The organism is Collinsella aerofaciens ATCC 25986 (assembly GCF_010509075.1).
GTDB lineage: Bacteria > Actinomycetota > Coriobacteriia > Coriobacteriales > Coriobacteriaceae > Collinsella > Collinsella aerofaciens.
In genome coordinates this window covers 237363-253544 of record NZ_CP048433.1, presented here as the reverse complement: position 1 = coordinate 253544, position 16182 = coordinate 237363, and the positions used below count along the sequence as shown (strand labels likewise).

The 16182-nt window shown below is 59.9% G+C and carries 14 protein-coding genes; all 14 read right to left on the bottom strand.

Annotated elements, in window-relative coordinates; translation table 11 throughout:
• Positions 1-58 precede the first annotated feature (58 nt).
• Positions 59-862 (bottom strand): phosphate ABC transporter ATP-binding protein PstB, encoded by an 804-nt coding sequence (gene pstB / locus GXM19_RS01135; protein ID WP_006234249.1) that lies wholly within the window; start codon positions 860-862, stop codon positions 59-61.
• A gap of 12 nt (positions 863-874) precedes the next feature.
• On the bottom strand, positions 875-1780 hold the full coding sequence (gene pstA / locus GXM19_RS01130) for a phosphate ABC transporter permease PstA (protein WP_006234250.1): 906 nt from the start codon (positions 1778-1780) through the stop codon (positions 875-877).
• Positions 1781-1783: 3 nt separating this feature from the next.
• Positions 1784-2710 carry a phosphate ABC transporter permease subunit PstC gene (gene pstC / locus GXM19_RS01125; protein WP_006234251.1) on the bottom strand — a complete coding sequence of 309 codons (927 nt, stop codon included), beginning with the start codon at positions 2708-2710 and terminating at the stop codon, positions 1784-1786.
• A gap of 1 nt (position 2711) precedes the next feature.
• Positions 2712-3548, bottom strand: coding sequence for a phosphate ABC transporter substrate-binding protein (locus GXM19_RS01120; protein ID WP_006234252.1), 837 nt, complete (start codon positions 3546-3548; stop codon positions 2712-2714).
• Entirely contained in the window at positions 3545-4345 is an 801-nt protein-coding gene (locus GXM19_RS01115; protein ID WP_006234253.1) for a purine nucleoside phosphorylase YfiH/LACC1 family protein, read from the bottom strand. Before GXM19_RS01115 ends, GXM19_RS01120 begins: the two co-directional genes overlap by 4 nt.
• Before the next feature lie 218 nt (positions 4346-4563).
• Entirely contained in the window at positions 4564-5718 is a 1155-nt protein-coding gene (gene ftsZ, locus GXM19_RS01110) for a cell division protein FtsZ (RefSeq protein WP_040358299.1), read from the bottom strand.
• Between the two features lie 198 nt (positions 5719-5916).
• Entirely contained in the window at positions 5917-6705 is a 789-nt protein-coding gene (locus GXM19_RS11040) for a cell division protein FtsQ/DivIB (protein ID WP_239057629.1), read from the bottom strand.
• Between the two features lie 424 nt (positions 6706-7129).
• Positions 7130-8041, bottom strand: a complete 912-nt coding sequence (murB, locus tag GXM19_RS01100; RefSeq protein ID WP_006234257.1) for a UDP-N-acetylmuramate dehydrogenase — start codon at positions 8039-8041, stop codon at positions 7130-7132.
• A 5-nt stretch (positions 8042-8046) separates the two neighbouring features.
• Positions 8047-9465: a UDP-N-acetylmuramate--L-alanine ligase gene (gene murC, locus GXM19_RS01095; protein ID WP_006234258.1), complete on the bottom strand. Its 1419-nt coding sequence runs from the start codon at positions 9463-9465 to the stop codon at positions 8047-8049.
• Positions 9466-9562: 97 nt separating this feature from the next.
• Positions 9563-10678, bottom strand: a complete 1116-nt coding sequence (gene murG / locus GXM19_RS01090; protein ID WP_006234259.1) for an undecaprenyldiphospho-muramoylpentapeptide beta-N-acetylglucosaminyltransferase — start codon at positions 10676-10678, stop codon at positions 9563-9565.
• Positions 10668-12161: a putative lipid II flippase FtsW gene (gene ftsW, locus GXM19_RS01085; RefSeq protein WP_050766083.1), complete on the bottom strand. Its 1494-nt coding sequence runs from the start codon at positions 12159-12161 to the stop codon at positions 10668-10670. The genes murG and ftsW overlap by 11 nt, the downstream gene beginning before the upstream one ends.
• A gap of 35 nt (positions 12162-12196) precedes the next feature.
• The gene (gene murD, locus GXM19_RS01080; RefSeq protein WP_006234261.1) at positions 12197-13603 is read right to left on the bottom strand and encodes a UDP-N-acetylmuramoyl-L-alanine--D-glutamate ligase; all 1407 of its coding nucleotides are present in this window, start codon (positions 13601-13603) and stop codon (positions 12197-12199) included.
• Positions 13604-13612: 9 nt separating this feature from the next.
• The gene (gene mraY / locus GXM19_RS01075) at positions 13613-14632 is read right to left on the bottom strand and encodes a phospho-N-acetylmuramoyl-pentapeptide-transferase (RefSeq protein WP_006234262.1); all 1020 of its coding nucleotides are present in this window, start codon (positions 14630-14632) and stop codon (positions 13613-13615) included.
• A 3-nt stretch (positions 14633-14635) separates the two neighbouring features.
• Positions 14636-16060, bottom strand: a complete 1425-nt coding sequence (locus GXM19_RS01070; protein WP_006234263.1) for a UDP-N-acetylmuramoyl-tripeptide--D-alanyl-D-alanine ligase — start codon at positions 16058-16060, stop codon at positions 14636-14638.
• Positions 16061-16182: the final 122 nt, after the last annotated feature.

The window sequence follows — 16182 nt, the reverse complement described above, 5'->3', positions numbered from 1 at the left end:
CCCGCACAGTGAATACGCACCGGACCAGATCCGATCGGCTTGGGACTAGTCGCACCGATCAGCCAAAGCGGCCGGTGATATAGTCTTCCGTCCGCGAATCCACCGGGCTGGTGAAGATCGCGTCGGTTTGACCATACTCGATGAGCGTAGCGGGCTCGCCGGCAACTTCCTGCAAGAAGAATGCGGTGTAGTCGCTAATGCGAGCTGCCTGCTGCATTGAATGCGTGACGATGATGATCGTCATCTCGGGCGCCAGCTCGGCCATCAGATCCTCGACCTTAGAGACGGACGTGGGGTCGATGGCGGAGCAGGGCTCGTCCATCAGAAGGACATCGGGTTGCACCGCAAGCACGCGCGCGATGCACAGACGCTGCTGCTGACCGCCCGAGAGCGCCAAACCATCCTTGTTGAGCTGATTGGATACCTCTTTCCAGAGGTTGGCGCGCTTGAGCGATTCTTCCACGATGTCATCGAGGTCGCTTTTGCTAGTCACGCCCTGCAGACGAGGGCCAAAGGCGACATTCTCGTAGATGGATTTGGGAAACGGGTTGGGCTGCTGAAAGATCATGCCCACGCGACGACGGAGATCGACCGGATCGACACCCTCGGCATAGATATCGTTGCCGTCGAGCGTCATGGTGCCCTCGACGCGCGTGCCCTCGATCAGGTCATTCATGCGGTTGATGCAGCGCAAAAACGTCGACTTGCCGCAGCCCGAAGGGCCAATGAAGGAGGTGATGGCGTTTTTGGCGATGTTGAGGTCAAGCCCCGTCAGCGCATGAAAGTCACCGTACCAAAAGTTGAAATCCTTGGCCGTAATGGCCGCTTGCTCCAACGCGGGAGCGGACTGATAAACGGACATGGGACTCCTTAACTAGCGACGCTTGCGCGACAGGAAGCGCGCAAACAGGTTGAAGGCCAAAATGATCACCATCAGCAAGAGCGCGGTGCCGTAGGCTGCGTTCATGTTGATGCCGTCGTTGGCAAGCAGGTACAGGTGAACGGTCATGGGACGACCGGAATCGAGCGGCGAAATAGGTAGATTGATGGCCTGGCCCATGGTGTAGAGCACCACGGCGGTCTCGCCGATGGCACGGCCGATGGCAAGGACGATGCCCGTGGCAATGCGGCCAAAGGCCGAAGGAAGCACGATCTTGGAGACGACCTGCCACTTGGTAGCGCCCAGGCCGTACGCGCCCCAACGGATATAGCGCGGAACGGCGCGAATGGCTTCTTCGGTGGTGCGCATGACGATGGGAAGCATCAAGAGCGCGAGCGCCAGAGCGGCCGAGACCATCGAAAGGCCCAGGCCCATAGCCTCGACAAACAAGGCGTAGCCAAACAGGCCCATAACGATGGAGGGCACCGAGGCCAAAGCGTCAGCAGCGTAGCGAATGAGCTCGACGACCTTGCCCTGCTTGGCGTACTCGGCCAGATAGACGGCTGCCAGCACAGCGATCGGCGTGCAGATAAGCATGGCGAGCGCCGTCACGTAGACGGTCGAGACGATCGTGGGCCAAATTCCGCCCTCGGCGTTGACGCCCTGGGGCCAACCGAAGATAAAGTCGAGCGAGATGTGTGGCAGGCCGTTGATGACCACGTAGGCGATGATAGCGACCAGCACCAGCGTGGTGATGTAGGCAGCGGCACGAAACACGCCAAGCATGATCTTGTTGGACAGGTCCTTGTTGATGCGGCCCTTCTTGCCGTGGGAAAGGGCACGCTTGATGCGCTCGCGCGACGAGGTCGTATCGACCGTCGTGTCAACGGAATCGGACATAGCCTACCCCCTCTTCTTCTTGGAAATCAGACGGACGATACCCACCAGCGTGGCGGAGATGATAAACAGGACCACACCCATGCCGAACAGCGCCGAGCGGTGCAGACCCGAGGAATAGCTCATGTCGAGCGCAATCTGGCTCGTGAGCGTCGAGATGGGGCTCGCAATGCTGTCGGGAATAACCGGGGCGTTACCTACGACCATGAGCACGGCCATGGTCTCGCCGATGGCACGGCCCATACCCAGCACGATGGCATCAACGATACCCAGCTTCGCGGCAGGTAGCACGACCTTATAGATGGTCTGCCACTTTGTGGCGCCCATGGCATACGATGCCTCGCGAATGCCCATGGGAATGGAATTGAGAGCATCGATGGTGAGCGTGGTGATGGTAGGGACGATCATGATGGCGAGCACAAACCACGCCGTCAGCGCACCAAAACCAAGGCCGCCGGTCAGTTGTGCGATAAACGGGCGGATGATGATCATGCCAAAGAAGCCGTAGATGATGGAGGGTATGCCCGCCAGCAGGTCAACGGCGGGGCTGATGAGCTTGCGCACGCGCTTGCTGGCAATCTCGACCAGGTAAACGGCCGTACCCACGCCCAGCGGCACGCCCATGGCGAGCGCACCGACGGTCACCAGACCCGAGCCGGCAAGCAGCGACAAGATGCCGTAGTGGCCCTCGGAAGGCGCCCACGTAAAGCTAAAGAAGTCAGCCAGACCGATGTCAGTAAAGACGGGCAGCGCCGAGTACGTGGTAAAGACAAAAATCAGGATGACGGTAACGACCGCCAAGAACGCGCAGGCAAAGAAGATCCACTGCAGCGCCTTCTCCTTGATATAGGTACTGCGCGATACGAGCGCCAGCTCGCGCTTCTTGGGCGTCTGAACATTCTGCTCAGTCTGGGAGTTTTCCTGTGCTTCCATGCTACTCACTCCCCTTCTCGTCGTTGGTGACGGGAATAAAGCCCGCCTCGCGAATCTGCTTGTCCATCTTTTCGGACGTCACATAGTCGATGTAATCCTGCGCCTGCTGCGAAGGCACACCCTTCACAAAGAAGTAAAGGTCGCGCGAGATGGGATAGCCGCCACTCGCGACCGTCTTCTCGGACGCCTCAACATGATTGACCGAGACGGCCTTGACCGAGGTCTTGGCGTTGAGGCTCTCGACGAAGCCCAGCGAAATGTAGCCGATGGCCCCACGCGAACGAGATACCACGTCGCGCACCTGGCCCGTACCCGAAAGAACAGCCGAGCGGCGATCGAACGGCGTGCCATCCATCACGATGGTACGGAAGGCCTCGCGCGTACCGGACGCCTCGTCTCGGTTGATGACCTGAATCCTCAGGTCCTCGCCACCGACCTCTTTCCAATTGGTAATCTTGCCGGCGTAGATATCGCGGAGCTGCTCGGTCGAGAGGTTATCGACGGGGTTGTCGTCGTTCACGATGACCGCAATACCGTCGTGGGCAATGACGATGGGAGTCAGGCCCAGATCCTGTTCGTCGGCATTGAGTCCACGGGAGGAGCTGGCGATATCGGCCGTGCCGGCGCTGACGGCCTCGATGCCAGCAGAAGAACCCAAACCGGAAACGAGCACGTCGATGCCGGTCTCCTCCTTAAAGCCCTCGGCCGCAATCTCGGCGATAGGAAGGCAGGTCGTGGAGCCAGCGACGGTAATGGAAGAGGTAGAAGATCCCGAAGAACAGGCGCACAGCGTAAGCGTAAGCACAGCGGCGCTCAGGACCGATACGATCTTTCTCATAGCATCACGCCGATCGCAGCATGGCGCCCACAGGTGCCGCCCTCGTTACGGTAGGAATAAAAGCGGTCGTTCTGACGCACGGTCGAAAGCTGGGTATCCACGATATTATCCGCGTCGACACCGACATCTACCAGCGCCTCGCAAATGGCAGCGGAAAGATTGAGCATGCGAGAGGTGCTCGCATCGATGCACGAGAACTCGGCGGCAAAGCGATCCATGAGTTCCTGGGATACCTCATATTCGTCACCCAAGATATGGGGGCCGATATAGGCCGAGATGTCACTTGCATCGCAGCCGGCAGCATCGCAAAGCGCCTGGCACGCCTTGGCGGAAATACGTGCAATCGTGCCCTTCCAGCCGGAGTGCACCACGGCAAATCCGCCAGGGGCCACCAGCACCACGGGAACGCAGTCGGCAAAGCAGAGTAGCACGGGTACGTTATGCGCCGTGCAGACGATGGCATCGCAGCCCTCGGCAATCTGCTCGCGAACGTCCTCAAGGTCATCGGCGCCGTTCGAGGTCACCGCAACGATATGGTCACCATGGACCTGATTGGGAACGAGCAGGTTGTGCTCGCACTCGGCGGCACCCATAGCCTCGAGCGCGCGACGACGATTTTCTTGAACAGCAAAGGGGTCATCGCCAACATGCGAGCCCAAGTTGAGTGAGGAGTACGCATCTTCGGAAACACCACCGGCGCGTTCGGTGAAGGCAAAGCGAACATCGGATGTCGCGCCCTCCACCAACGTAACTCCATCATGGTCGACACGCGAAACGTTGTCCGCACGTGCTGCCATACTAAAGCCTCCTAATAACACCAGTATTGCGGCGACGCCGCAGCAGTCCGTGCCATACGGCTGCACACTTCATCAAAAAGGATACCCGCAGCGGTAAGGAGCAAACGTAAAGGGAACGTAAGGAGATTGGAGGCTTTCGTTTACAAAGGCGAAACACAACAAAAAAAGGGGCGCGCCCAATCGGACGCACCCCCTTGCAAGTCGTTGAGAAAAACGAACTAGAAGCTGCCGCGCTTCAGGAAGTCGGGAAGCTCGAACTGATCGTTGCCGAAGTTAGGAAGCTCGGTGCCACCGACGTTGCGGGTCGGAGCGGCCTGAGCCGGGCTCGTGGCAGGAGCGGTGCGCTGCGGCTCAGCGGAGGCAGCGGCCTTGCTCTGAGACTGCTGAGCAGCAAAGAGCTCGTCCTGACGGTTGACGTTGGAGTCGGAGAAGCCCGTAGCGATGACGGTGATACGCACCTGATCGCCCAGGGACTCGTCGACAACGGTACCGAAGATGATGTTGGCCTCGGGGTCGACGGCGTTGGCGACAACGTCGGCGGCGTCGCTGATCTCCTGGATGCCCAGGTCCTTGGAACCGGCGATGGAGAGCAGCACGCGCGTGGCGCCATCGATGGAGCTCTCGAGCAGCGGGCTGGAGATGGCCTGCTGGGCAGCGTCGACGGCACGGGTATCCCCAGAAAAGGTACCGATACCCATCATGGCGGTACCGGCCTGCTTCATGATGGTCTTAACATCGGCGAAGTCCAAGTTGATGATACCGGGGACGGTGATGAGGTCGGTGATGCCCTGGGTGCCCTGGGAAAGGACGCCATCGGCAATCGCGAAGGCCTCGAGCATGGTGGTCTTCTTCTCGGCGATGTCGAGCAGCTTATCGTTAGGGATGACGATCATGGTGTCGACGCAATCGGAGAGGGTCTTAATGCCCTCCTCGGCGCTCTTCTTGCGCTTGCGGCCCTCGAAGGTGAAGGGCTTGGTCACGACGGCGACGGTCAGCGCACCGACCTCGTTCATCGCGATATCGGCAACGATGGGAGCAGCGCCGGTACCGGTGCCACCGCCCTCGCCGCAGGTGATGAACACCATGTCAGCGCCAGCGAGCGCCTCGGCAATGTCGTCGCGGGACTCATCGGCAGCCTTGCGGCCAACCTCGGGGTTGGCGCCGGCGCCCAGGCCGCGGGTAAGGTCGGTGCCGATGTGCACCTTGATATCGGCATCAGAGATCGCGAGTGCCTGAGCATCGGTGTTGATGGCAACAAACTCGACGCCGCGGATGCCCTCTTCGATCATTCGATTGACCGCGTTGGTACCGCCGCCGCCGACGCCGACCACCTTAATGACGGCAAGGTAGTTGTTGATCTCTGTCTCGTGCATGTCGGTCCTCCGAACAAAGGTTATAGCCATAGCATGGGTCGACCCCGCGCACATTAACCTTCAGGTTGAAAGTAAATGCAAAGGTAAACCGTATTATGGTTGCACATTATGAACGTATCAGTCAAATAATTGACCGTGAAAACCAAACAAACCAGATAAACGGCGTGGTATGACCCCTCAACAAAGCATCAACCAGCGCTACGAGGTCGGAGCGTTCCTAAATGTATAGTTACCCGGAGAGCGCACATTGATATACGTTACGCCCTCTACCTGCGAAAGCAGCTTGGTGACTACGCGCTCCTTCTTGACGATATCGTTCGAATCACCCAGCGACACCTCAATGCCGTTATTGAGGTTTGCCGAGATGGCTTCGACCGAAGGCGTGGAAATATCCTTGACTTGTCCCAAGAACTCGCTCGAAAAACCACGCACATAATCCAAGCCAGCCTTAACGGCCTTGGAGCTCACCGCCTGGCCGGAAACCGGAGCGACATCCGCCGAGACATCAGTCAACAACACCGCGCCATAGTGCTTAGCGAGCGCCAGCGCGGCATCAATGCCGGTCAGGGTATTTGAGCCCTGCCCCGTCGTGATGACGTTGCCCTGGTCATCCACTTCGACCGACGTCGACAGCGGGGCGATCCAGGTGTCATCATCCCCGATGGCCCAGGCAAGGTCATCGGAGCTGATATAGGCAATTGCGATGACCTTGCGCTCCATCGGCGTAATGATGAGCGTATGCGGGAACTGACGCTGGACATCCACGCCCGACACCCACGGGTTCTGCTTGAGGTCCTCGGTAATCTGGTCAGGATCGACGTTAAAAAGCGACGTTCCCTCGGGCAAATCGATCAGCTGGATAGCATCGTGCTTCGTCACATGCTCGCTGCCTTGAATCTGAATATCAGTGGCGGTAAACAATCCAGAGTTGATCACCACGACGGCAACGACGACGAGCACGGCCAAGACGGCCAGAACGCCGCCCACGATTTTGCCTTTGCCTGTAACGAGAGAAGCGGCGTCTGACGTTTTATTTGCCATCGCCCCAAGTGAAGACAACGGGTTGACGCCTTTTTTACCCGAAGGCTTTTTGGCGGTAGCCGGCACCGATGTCAGCGAGCGCGGTTTCGATGCGCCCAGCGTGCGACCCGGACGCGCCGCCTTAGTTCCCGTCGAGGGCTTAGGAGTTGCCATGGGACGGGCAGGTTTGGCGCCCATAACAGGCTTTGACGTCACCGAGGGACGCGAGGACTTTTTTGCGGCCGGACGATTACCGAGCTGCGAGCCGACAACCGGACGACTGGTCTGTCGAGCATGCCCGACAGACTTAGAGTGCGCGACGGTATTGCGTTGAGGTTTGGCAGGCGCGCCGGAACGCCCTCCGGCGCGGCGGAAGGTGGGTTTCGATGCTCTAGAAGCCGAGGAATTTAACTTCCGGTCTGAGCTCGATGCCATACGCCTCCCTCACCTTTCCGTGCACATGTCTGATAACCGCGGCAACGTCATCGGCCGAGGCAGTTCCGTTATTAACGATAAAATTAGCGTGAACGGGCGAAACTTCCGCGCCGCCAATCGAAAAACCCTTTAATCCACAATCCTCGATAAGCTTGCCCACGCTCGCATCGGGCGGATTGCGAAAGACCGACCCGCAGGATGCGCGACCCATGGGCTGTGTACGCTTGCGCCTCGTAAGGTACCGCTCCATGCGCTCGCGAATGTCGGCCTTGGGCGCCGGTTTAAGCTTGAGCACGCACTCGAGGATGATCTCATTGCGGGGAAGGCTACATTCGCGGTAGCCCCAAGTGATCTCGGACCCCGCATAATGCTTGATACCGGATGCCGGGTCAAACGTTACGACATCCTCAACCAGCGAGCCAATCCACTCGGTCCGTGTGCCGGCATTCATAGATATCGCACCGCCGACCGAACCAGGGATGCCAACGGCAAACTCAAGGCCCGAGAGGCTACGCGACAGGGCATCGTTGACCAAGCGCGCAAACATCACGCCCGCACCGACCGTCAGCGTACAACCGTCATCGGCAACAACCGTGCGCTGAAACTCACGTCCGAGCGAAATGACGGCACCGCGATAACCGCCATCGGCAACCAGCAGATTGGAGCCCTTGCCGATGATGACCCACGGCACCTGCTCGCGATCGAGCACCGCCACGGCACGGCGGAGGGCATGATAGCTATGGCACGTCACAAAGAGGTCGGCCTTGCCGCCGATACGATAGCTCGTATGACGCGCAAGGCGCTCGTCCTCGATCACATCCGTGTCGATCATGCCCGAGAGCGCCATGACGGCGTTAAACAGACCCATTAGACTTAAGCGTCTTTCTTGGCAGTCAGATACTCAATGAACTCGGGACCGACGGTCGTAACGTCACCAGCACCCATAGTGAGCAGCAGGTCGCCCTCGCCCACCATCTGCTCGAGCTCCTGATTAAGCTCAAGACGGCTGGAGCAGTACACGACCTCCTTGCCAGGATGCTTGGCGCGCACGGTATCGGCGAGCATCTTAGAGGTGACACCCGGAATGGGCATCTCGCCAGCCGAGAACACATCAATCAACAGCAGTTTATCGGCATTGGCAAATGCATCGGCAAAGTCGTCGCACAGGGCCTGCAGGCGCGAATAGCGGTGCGGCTGGAACACGACGTCGACATGCTTGTAGCCCAGCGACGAAGCGGCAGCAAGCGTCGCCTTGATCTCGGTGGGGTGATGGCCGTAATCATCGACCACGGTGATGCCATCGATATCGCCCACGTGGGTAAAGCGACGGCGGACGCCCTCAAAGCTCGAGAGCGCCTTGGCGGCGGAGTCGATGTCAAAGCCCAGGACATGGGCGACGGTGAGCACCGCCGTGGCGTTGAGCATGTTGTGGCGACCGGGATTGCTCTTGATCTCCACAGCATGCTCAGTGCCGTCCTCAAAGCGAACGATAAAGTCACTCTGGATGCCCTTGACATCCGGGTGCATGCAGACGATGTCGTTACTCTCGGCAAAGCCGTAGGAAAGCACGTGACGGCCCGTCGACTTGGCGAGCTCGACCAGATGCGGGTCCTCACCGCAGACGATGACGGTGCCGTCCTCGCCCACCAGGCTCATGAATTTGGCGAAAGTTGCCTCGATCTCCTCGATACCCGAGTAGTGATCGAGGTGGTCGGCCTCGACGTTGGTCACGATGACCACGTTGGGGTTCAGGAACAGGAAGGAGCTGTCGGACTCGTCGGCCTCGGCGACAAAGTAGTCGCCCGAGCCGTTCTTGCCGTTCGTGTCATAGCCCTCGACAATGCCGCCGATCAAGAAGCTCGGATCCAGGCCCATGCGGTCGAGCATGGTGGCGCACATCGAAGACGTGGTGGTCTTGCCATGCGTGCCGGCAACAGCGACGGTGGTGTAGCCGTGGCCCAAAGCAGAGAGCATCTTGGCACGGGGCCACACGGGAATACCAAGCTCGCGAGCGCGCACGAGTTCAGGGTTGGACTCCGGAATAGCGGTAGAGACAACAACCACGTCGGGCTTGACCTCGTCGATCGTGGCGGCCTCATGGCCCACATGCACCTTCACACCAGCGCGGGTAAGCTGGCGGATATAACGTGACGTCTTAAGGTCGGAGCCGGTAACGGCATAACCGCGCTCGTGCAGAACGAGGGCGATGCCGCTCATGCCGGCGCCGCCGATACCGATAAAGTGGGCGCTCTTAAACTCGGGCGCGGAGGTTGCAGTCTGGGAATCAGCCATGTGCTCGTGTACTCCTTGCGTAAACACTGCCTGTAACCCGTTAACTGTACCGCACCAACCGCATCAGCGCGAGGGCGACCGACGATATCCCGTCTAACTAACGCAAACCCTCTACCGCATCCGCCAGAAGAGCGGCGGCCCTATCCTGAGCCAGACCACGCGCCGCCTGACGCATGGCGTCGCGCGCCGCCGCGTCATCGACCAGGTGCAGCAGCTCATCGGCAAAGGCAGAACCGTCGATATCGGCATCGGCGCAGAGCACGCCGGCCCCGGCGTCGACCAGATAACGGGCATTGGTGGTTTGGTGATCGGCCGTGGCGTGCGGGTACGGCACGAGCACCGAAGGCACGGCGAGTGCAGCGATCTCGGCCACGCTCGATGCGCCCGAACGCGAGAGCACCAAATCGGCAGCAGCCAGCATATCGCCCATGTTGTCGATGTAAGGCTGGACGCGGTAACGCTTCGCCTCCTCGGGCGTCAGCGCCAAAGCGCGCTCGGTCTCCTCAAAGCCGTCGGCACCCGTCGAATGCAACACATAGAGGTTCTTGCGCGAAAGCAGCTCGTTTTTGAGCGAAGCCACGCGCTCGTTGAGGTGCTGGGCGCCAAGTGAACCGCCAAAGACGAGCAGCAGCGTAGCGTCCTCGGGAACGCCAAGTGCCTTGCGGCCGCGAGCGCGATCGCCCTCGATTACCGAGCGACGTACGGGGTTGCCGGTCATGAGCACGTGGCCAGGGTCACCTTCGCGCTCAAAGACCGAACGCGCTGCCGGCACCGAGATGCACACGCGGGCGGCGTGGGAGTTCATCATCTTGTTGGCCAGGCCCGGAACAGAGTTCTGCTCATGCAGCAGATACGGGACGCCTGCGCCCTTGCACCACCCCAGCAGTGGAACCTCGACATAGGCACCAAAACCGATGGCGGCATCGGGCTTGCCGACCTTTGAGAAATGACTGGCGAGCGCACGCTTGGCCTTGTTGACACGCCACAGCGAGGTCAGCGCCGTCCAAGGACGGGAGCGGTCGAAGCCCGTGACCGTAATGGGCACAAAATCAAACCCAGCCTCGGGGACCAGACGACCCTCGAGCTTGCGCGACTGGCCCACGAACACAACGTGGTGGCCACGGTCACGCAGCTCTTCGGCCAAGGCGAGCGCGGGGTTGATGTGTCCTGCCGTGCCGCCGGCTGCAATAGCAACGGTCATTTTATCGGTCATGGTAGTCCCTTCGTACACGCGGTCCCTGGTCGTCGGTACGCAGACGCGCCGACGGGTCCGAGTTCAAATCGATTCGATTATATCCGCCGCCCGCATTGCGAGGAGTGGGGCGCTGAGGACGACCTTGCGGCACCGTTCGCTGACGCGGGCGGGCTGCCGGCTCGGTCGCAGAGCCATCCAGGACGGTAAAACCGTTACGCGAAGATCGCTCGCCGCGCACGTGGGGCAAGCCGGCGGTACTCTCATCCATAACGGCAAAGCTCTCACGGCGGCGGTCATACTCATCGCGGCGGGCGCTCTCGTACGAAACGCGCAGGATCAACCCGGCAAGCATGAGCGACACAATAATCGACGAACCGCCGTAGCTAATAAACGGCAACGGTTTGCCCGTCATGGGAAACACGTTGAGGATGCCCAGCGCGTTAATCAAAAACTGCACCGCGAGAATGACCGCGGAGCCAGACGCCATGAGCGCGCCCCGACGATCGGTCGCCTGCTCGGCAATGCGAAACGCCGAGTAGATCAGCATCGCAAACACCAAGAAGAACAGCACGGTTCCGACAAAACCGACTTCCTCGCCAATGATGGCCAAGATGTAGTCGTTGTGTGCCTCGGGCAGATACGAGTACTTCATGGTTGAGTTGCCGATGCCACGGCCGAACAGACCGCCCGAGGCAAAGGCCATGATGGCAAGCGTGGCCTGATAGCCGTCACCATACTCGTCGGCCCAAGGGTTCAAGGCAACCTGAATACGCACCATACGGTACGGCTCTGCGACAAGCGCAATCACGATCACGAGAATGCCGAAGATTAGCACGCCGATGATAAATCTGGGGTCGAGACCCGCAAACAACGCCATGCACATGAGGGTCAACAGGATGATCAGGACAGTACCGAAATCGGGCTGGATAAAAATCAGAAAGAGCGAAATGCCCAGGTAGATGCCCATCTTGCGAAGGAATTCGTTGATGTTGCCACCGGGCGAAAAGAAGCGATCAAGCATGATGGCCGAATACGCAATGGCAAATGGCTTTAAAAACTCGGAAGGCTGGAACTGAATACCGGCGATGTTGAGCCAGCGCGTGGCGCCGCGGCTGCCGCTGCCCACCAAGAACACCAGAAGCAGTAGCCCTATCATGCCGATAAGGAAGATCCTGAGCACATCCTCCCCAAACCAGCTGTCCGGCAAAACGCGCACGATGGCAATCAGCGCCAGAACACCGACCACGGCAAACGCGGCCTGTCGACCCAGAAAAAACGTCGCCGAGCCATTCTCGTGCAGCGCCTCGACCGAAGACGCCGAGTACACCATCAGCAGGCCAAAGCATACCAAGGTAAACAAGCAGGCCATGAATATCAAACGGGGGCGCATGATACGGGCGGGAACGCCGGCAATATAGCGTTCGCTAAACGACTGCCCGCCGCGGCTGGAACGCGGTGTGGTGCGACGTGAGGAAGCACGGTCCGAGTCGGGCCTCCTCATACCTTGTCGGGGGCTCTCCTCTCTCACCGCAACCCCTATTCCATTTGTGATTTCGCTGTAGCGGCAAGCTGAGCCACGTAGTCCTTAAACACGCGGCCGCGCTCCTCATAGCCCGAGAACTCATCGAACGAAGAGCAGGCAGGAGAAAGTAAGATCACGTCACCACGGCTCGAAAGCGAACGGGCAACGTCCACGGCGTCGCGCAGGTCATCCGCCTGGGCGATATCCACATCGCCATCGACATCGGCCTCGTCCATAGCGGCGGTGAAGCGCTCGCGCGCATCGCCAAAGCAGACGACCGAGCGCACGTTGTCCATAACGACGCGCGCGAAGTCCGTGAGCGGCGTGCCCTTATCGTGGCCGCCGAGCAGCAAGATCACGTCGTCATCGGGAAATGCCGTCAGTGCCTTCTCGACCGCATCGGTGTTGGTCGCCTTGGAATCGTTGACGTAGCGCACGCCGTCAATCTCGCCACACGGCTCCACGCGGTGCTCGAGCGGCTGGAACGAGGCAAGACCGCGGCAGACACCATCGACATCGGCACCGACTGCCAAGGCAGCCGTGGCAGCGCACAGGGCATTGATAACATTGTGATGGCCCGAGATCTTGAGCTCGGATGTAGCGATGAGCGGGGTCTCGACACCCTTCAGACGCACGATCATCTTGCCATCGCGCACAAAGGCGGCATCCTCGCCCTCAGGCTCGTCAAAGGCAACCTTGCAGATGCGACGACCCGGCGTGTAGATGTACTCATCGAACTCGTGAATGCCGGCGTCTTCGACGTCGACAACCACCAGATCGTCATCGACCATATTGTCAAACAGTTTGATCTTGGCAAGCGCATAGTTCTTATGGCTCTTATGCCAGCCCAAGTGGTCGGGAGTGATGTTGAGCAGCACCGCCACGCGGGGGTGGAGCTCGGTTGTCGTAGCAATCTGATAGCTCGAGAGCTCAGCCACAAACCACTCGTTGTGGGCTCGGCCGTCAATCTCGTTGACCGGCGGCTCGCCGATGTTGCCGACAGCAACGCTGGCCTCGCCGGCAGCCTTAAGCAGAAAATCAGTCAGCGACGTGGTGGTCGTCTTGCCGTTGGTGCCCGTGATGGCAATCCAGTTATCGGGCGACAGGCGATAGGCAAACTCGGGCTCACCCATAATCTGGGCGGCATGCTCGCGCCCGGCCTTAAAGAAGCCCGAGAACTCCGAGATGCCCGGGCACGTCACGCATACGTCATAGGCGCCCTCGACCTGTTCGGTCCCATAGACAAACGACGCACCAGCAGCCTCGAGCGCACGCGTGGCGTCATTGGGCTCAGAGGTGCCGCCGCCATACACGGTAACGGCGCTTACGCGCTCGGGATGTGCCAGCGCCCAGCGGGCGACATCGAGACCGGATTTGCCCTGACCCAAAACGAGCAGGCTAAAGACATCAGCAAGAGGCATGAAAGACCACTATCCCAACTGGAAGAACAGGGCAAGGCCAACGGCACCAAAGGCCGCAGCGATAATCCAAAAACGGATGACGACCTTGGTCTCGGCCCAGCCCTTCTTTTCGAAATGATGATGGATGGGCGCCATAAGGAAGACGCGCTTGTGCGTAAAGTGGAAGTAGACAACCTGAATCATGACCGACAGGGTCTCAACGATAAACAGGCCGCCGATGATGAGGGAGACGACCTCGGTGTTGGTCATGATGGACGTGCAGGCAAACGCGGCGCCCAGGGCAAGCGAGCCGGTATCGCCCATAAAGATGCTCGCCGGATAGCAGTTGAACCACAGAAAGCCCAAGCAGGCACCGGCACACGCGGTGCAGAAGATGGACAGGTTCACGTCTCCGTGCAAAAACGCCATGGCAGCCATGGCGAGCATGGCAATCATGGAGGTGCCGCCAGCAAGACCGTCAAGGCCATCGGTCAGGTTCACGGCATTAGAAAGACCGGCGATCATCAGCCAGCAAAAGACAATGTAGAGCCACGGGAACGAAAGGCCGCAGATGGTGGTCGAAAGCACGCCAAGGTCAATCGTCAGGCCGCCGGGAAAACGAATCTCGGGGGCGACGCCGCACCAGTTAACGGCAAGTACCGTAAAGGTGACACAGATAATGGTTAGGCCGATCATCTTGGCATGAGGCGTCAGACCGAGCGAGCGCCCATGCGTAACGGAGGTCAGGTCGTCGATCAGGCCCAGCACGCCGGTCGCCAGCGTGGCGAGCAGCACGAGCACGAGCTCGGTGGTGAGCTTGCCCATCAGCAGGCAGGTCAGCGAAATCGCGACGAGAATGACAACGCCACCCATGGTGGGCGTTCCCTGCTTAACCAAATGACGCTTGGGGCCGTCGGCACGAACCTGCTGACCGATACCCTCGACCTTGAGCAGCTTGATCCACCACGGCATGAGCAGCAGCGCAATGGCAGCGGCGATGCCAAGCCCCAAAAAAGCCTGATACGTTGGATACGAGGGATTGCCGAACATGGGCTAGCACACACCTTCCACAAAGCGGTCGAGCTCAACAAAACGGGAACCCTTGACCAGTGCAACATCATGTTTTTCAAGCGCGCCGCCCATGCGGTCGAGCACCTGCTGATAATCGGAGAACACCTGGATGCGGTCCTCGTCCATGCCCATCATGCGCGCGGCATCGGCCATAAGCTGGGCCAGCTCACCACCCACGCACGCCAGCATGTCGAGCTTCTTGGCGGCGGCATAGGCGCCCACGAGCTCATGCATGCGAGGAGCCTCATCGCCCATCTCGCCCATCTCGCCCAGGATCGCCATGCGAGACCCCGTGCACGAAAGCGAGCACAGCAGATCGAGGCCAGCAGCCATGGATTCGGCACTGGCGTTATAGGAATCGTCGATGACGCGGGCACCGCTCTTGGCGCGCTTGATCTCTTGGCGGTGACCGGTGATCGTGAGGCCCCTAAAGGCAGCATCGATCTGCTCGGGCGTCACGCCCAGGCGATAGGCAACCGCGGCGGCCTTAACGGCATTTGGGACGGACTGCACGCCGGGGATGGCAAGCATGGTATCGATTGTCTCGCCCTGACCAAAATCGAGCGTAAAGACCGGACGGCCCTCGTCATCAACTCGAACGTCGCGGGCACGGACCTCATCATCGTCCGAGACGCCGGCCAGCATCACGTCGATACCAGCAGGCTGGGCGAACGTATCGCGAATGAACGGCGTAAAGTCGTCCTCGCCGCCCAAAACCAGCAGCGGCAAGAAGTCGCCAGCGGCGCACATACCCTGGACAATCTCGGCCTTAGCGCGGGCGATGTTCTCGCGGCTACCCAAAATGCCGATATGAGAGGTACCAATCTTGCTCACGATGGCAAGGTTGGGATTGGCGGACTGGGACAGGCGCTCGATCTCGTGGAAATGGTTCATGCCCATCTCGAGCACCAGGACCTCGGTATCGGCCGGAGCGGAAAGCACCGTGAGTGGCATGCCGATCAGGTTATTGAAATTGCCCTTGGTGGCCCAGACACGATAGCGCTTGGCGAGCACAGCGGCGAGCACGTCCTTGGTCGTCGTCTTGCCGATGGAACCGGTAATACCAACGACCAGGCAGCCAAGCTCCAGACGGTACGTGTGCGCCAAACGCAGCAGAAACTCCTCGGGATCATCGGTCAGCAAGATGGCACAGCCCTTGTCCTGCGCCAGCGAGACCAGCTCGGCCTCGGGCTCACGCGTCATCACTACGGCGCCGGCACCCGACTGGACGGCACGGGAAGCAAAATCATTGCCGTCGACGTTTTCACCGGGAAAGGCGACGAAAATCGTCCCTTCCTCGACCTGGCGCGAGTCGATAACGCACCCGCGGCATACCTGATCGGCTTCTCCCGTCACGGTTCGGGCCCCTGTTGCGGCCGCGAGGTTGTTGACGGCGATCTCTATCATTGCAGCTCCCCTGTAAACCTAATAATGCTATCGGCGTATTGTATCCCAGCGCCGCGCATGCGTGGTGCAGGGCATGTGAACACCCCTCATATGGGACAACAAACCACGCCCCAAAGATTGTA

Coding starts and splice junctions, on each gene's coding strand:
- pstB (WP_006234249.1), bottom strand. CDS start 862: ATGTCCGTTTATCAGTCCGCTCCCGCGTTGGAGCAAGCGGCCATTACG.
- pstA (WP_006234250.1), bottom strand. CDS start 1,780: ATGTCCGATTCCGTTGACACGACGGTCGATACGACCTCGTCGCGCGAG.
- pstC (WP_006234251.1), bottom strand. CDS start 2,710: ATGGAAGCACAGGAAAACTCCCAGACTGAGCAGAATGTTCAGACGCCC.
- GXM19_RS01120 (WP_006234252.1), bottom strand. CDS start 3,548: ATGAGAAAGATCGTATCGGTCCTGAGCGCCGCTGTGCTTACGCTTACG.
- GXM19_RS01115 (WP_006234253.1), bottom strand. CDS start 4,345: ATGGCAGCACGTGCGGACAACGTTTCGCGTGTCGACCATGATGGAGTT.
- ftsZ (WP_040358299.1), bottom strand. CDS start 5,718: ATGCACGAGACAGAGATCAACAACTACCTTGCCGTCATTAAGGTGGTC.
- murB (WP_006234257.1), bottom strand. CDS start 8,041: ATGGGTCTGTTTAACGCCGTCATGGCGCTCTCGGGCATGATCGACACG.
- murC (WP_006234258.1), bottom strand. CDS start 9,465: ATGGCTGATTCCCAGACTGCAACCTCCGCGCCCGAGTTTAAGAGCGCC.
- murG (WP_006234259.1), bottom strand. CDS start 10,678: ATGACCGATAAAATGACCGTTGCTATTGCAGCCGGCGGCACGGCAGGA.
- ftsW (WP_050766083.1), bottom strand. CDS start 12,161: ATGAGGAGGCCCGACTCGGACCGTGCTTCCTCACGTCGCACCACACCG.
- murD (WP_006234261.1), bottom strand. CDS start 13,603: ATGCCTCTTGCTGATGTCTTTAGCCTGCTCGTTTTGGGTCAGGGCAAA.
- mraY (WP_006234262.1), bottom strand. CDS start 14,632: ATGTTCGGCAATCCCTCGTATCCAACGTATCAGGCTTTTTTGGGGCTT.
- GXM19_RS01070 (WP_006234263.1), bottom strand. CDS start 16,060: ATGATAGAGATCGCCGTCAACAACCTCGCGGCCGCAACAGGGGCCCGA.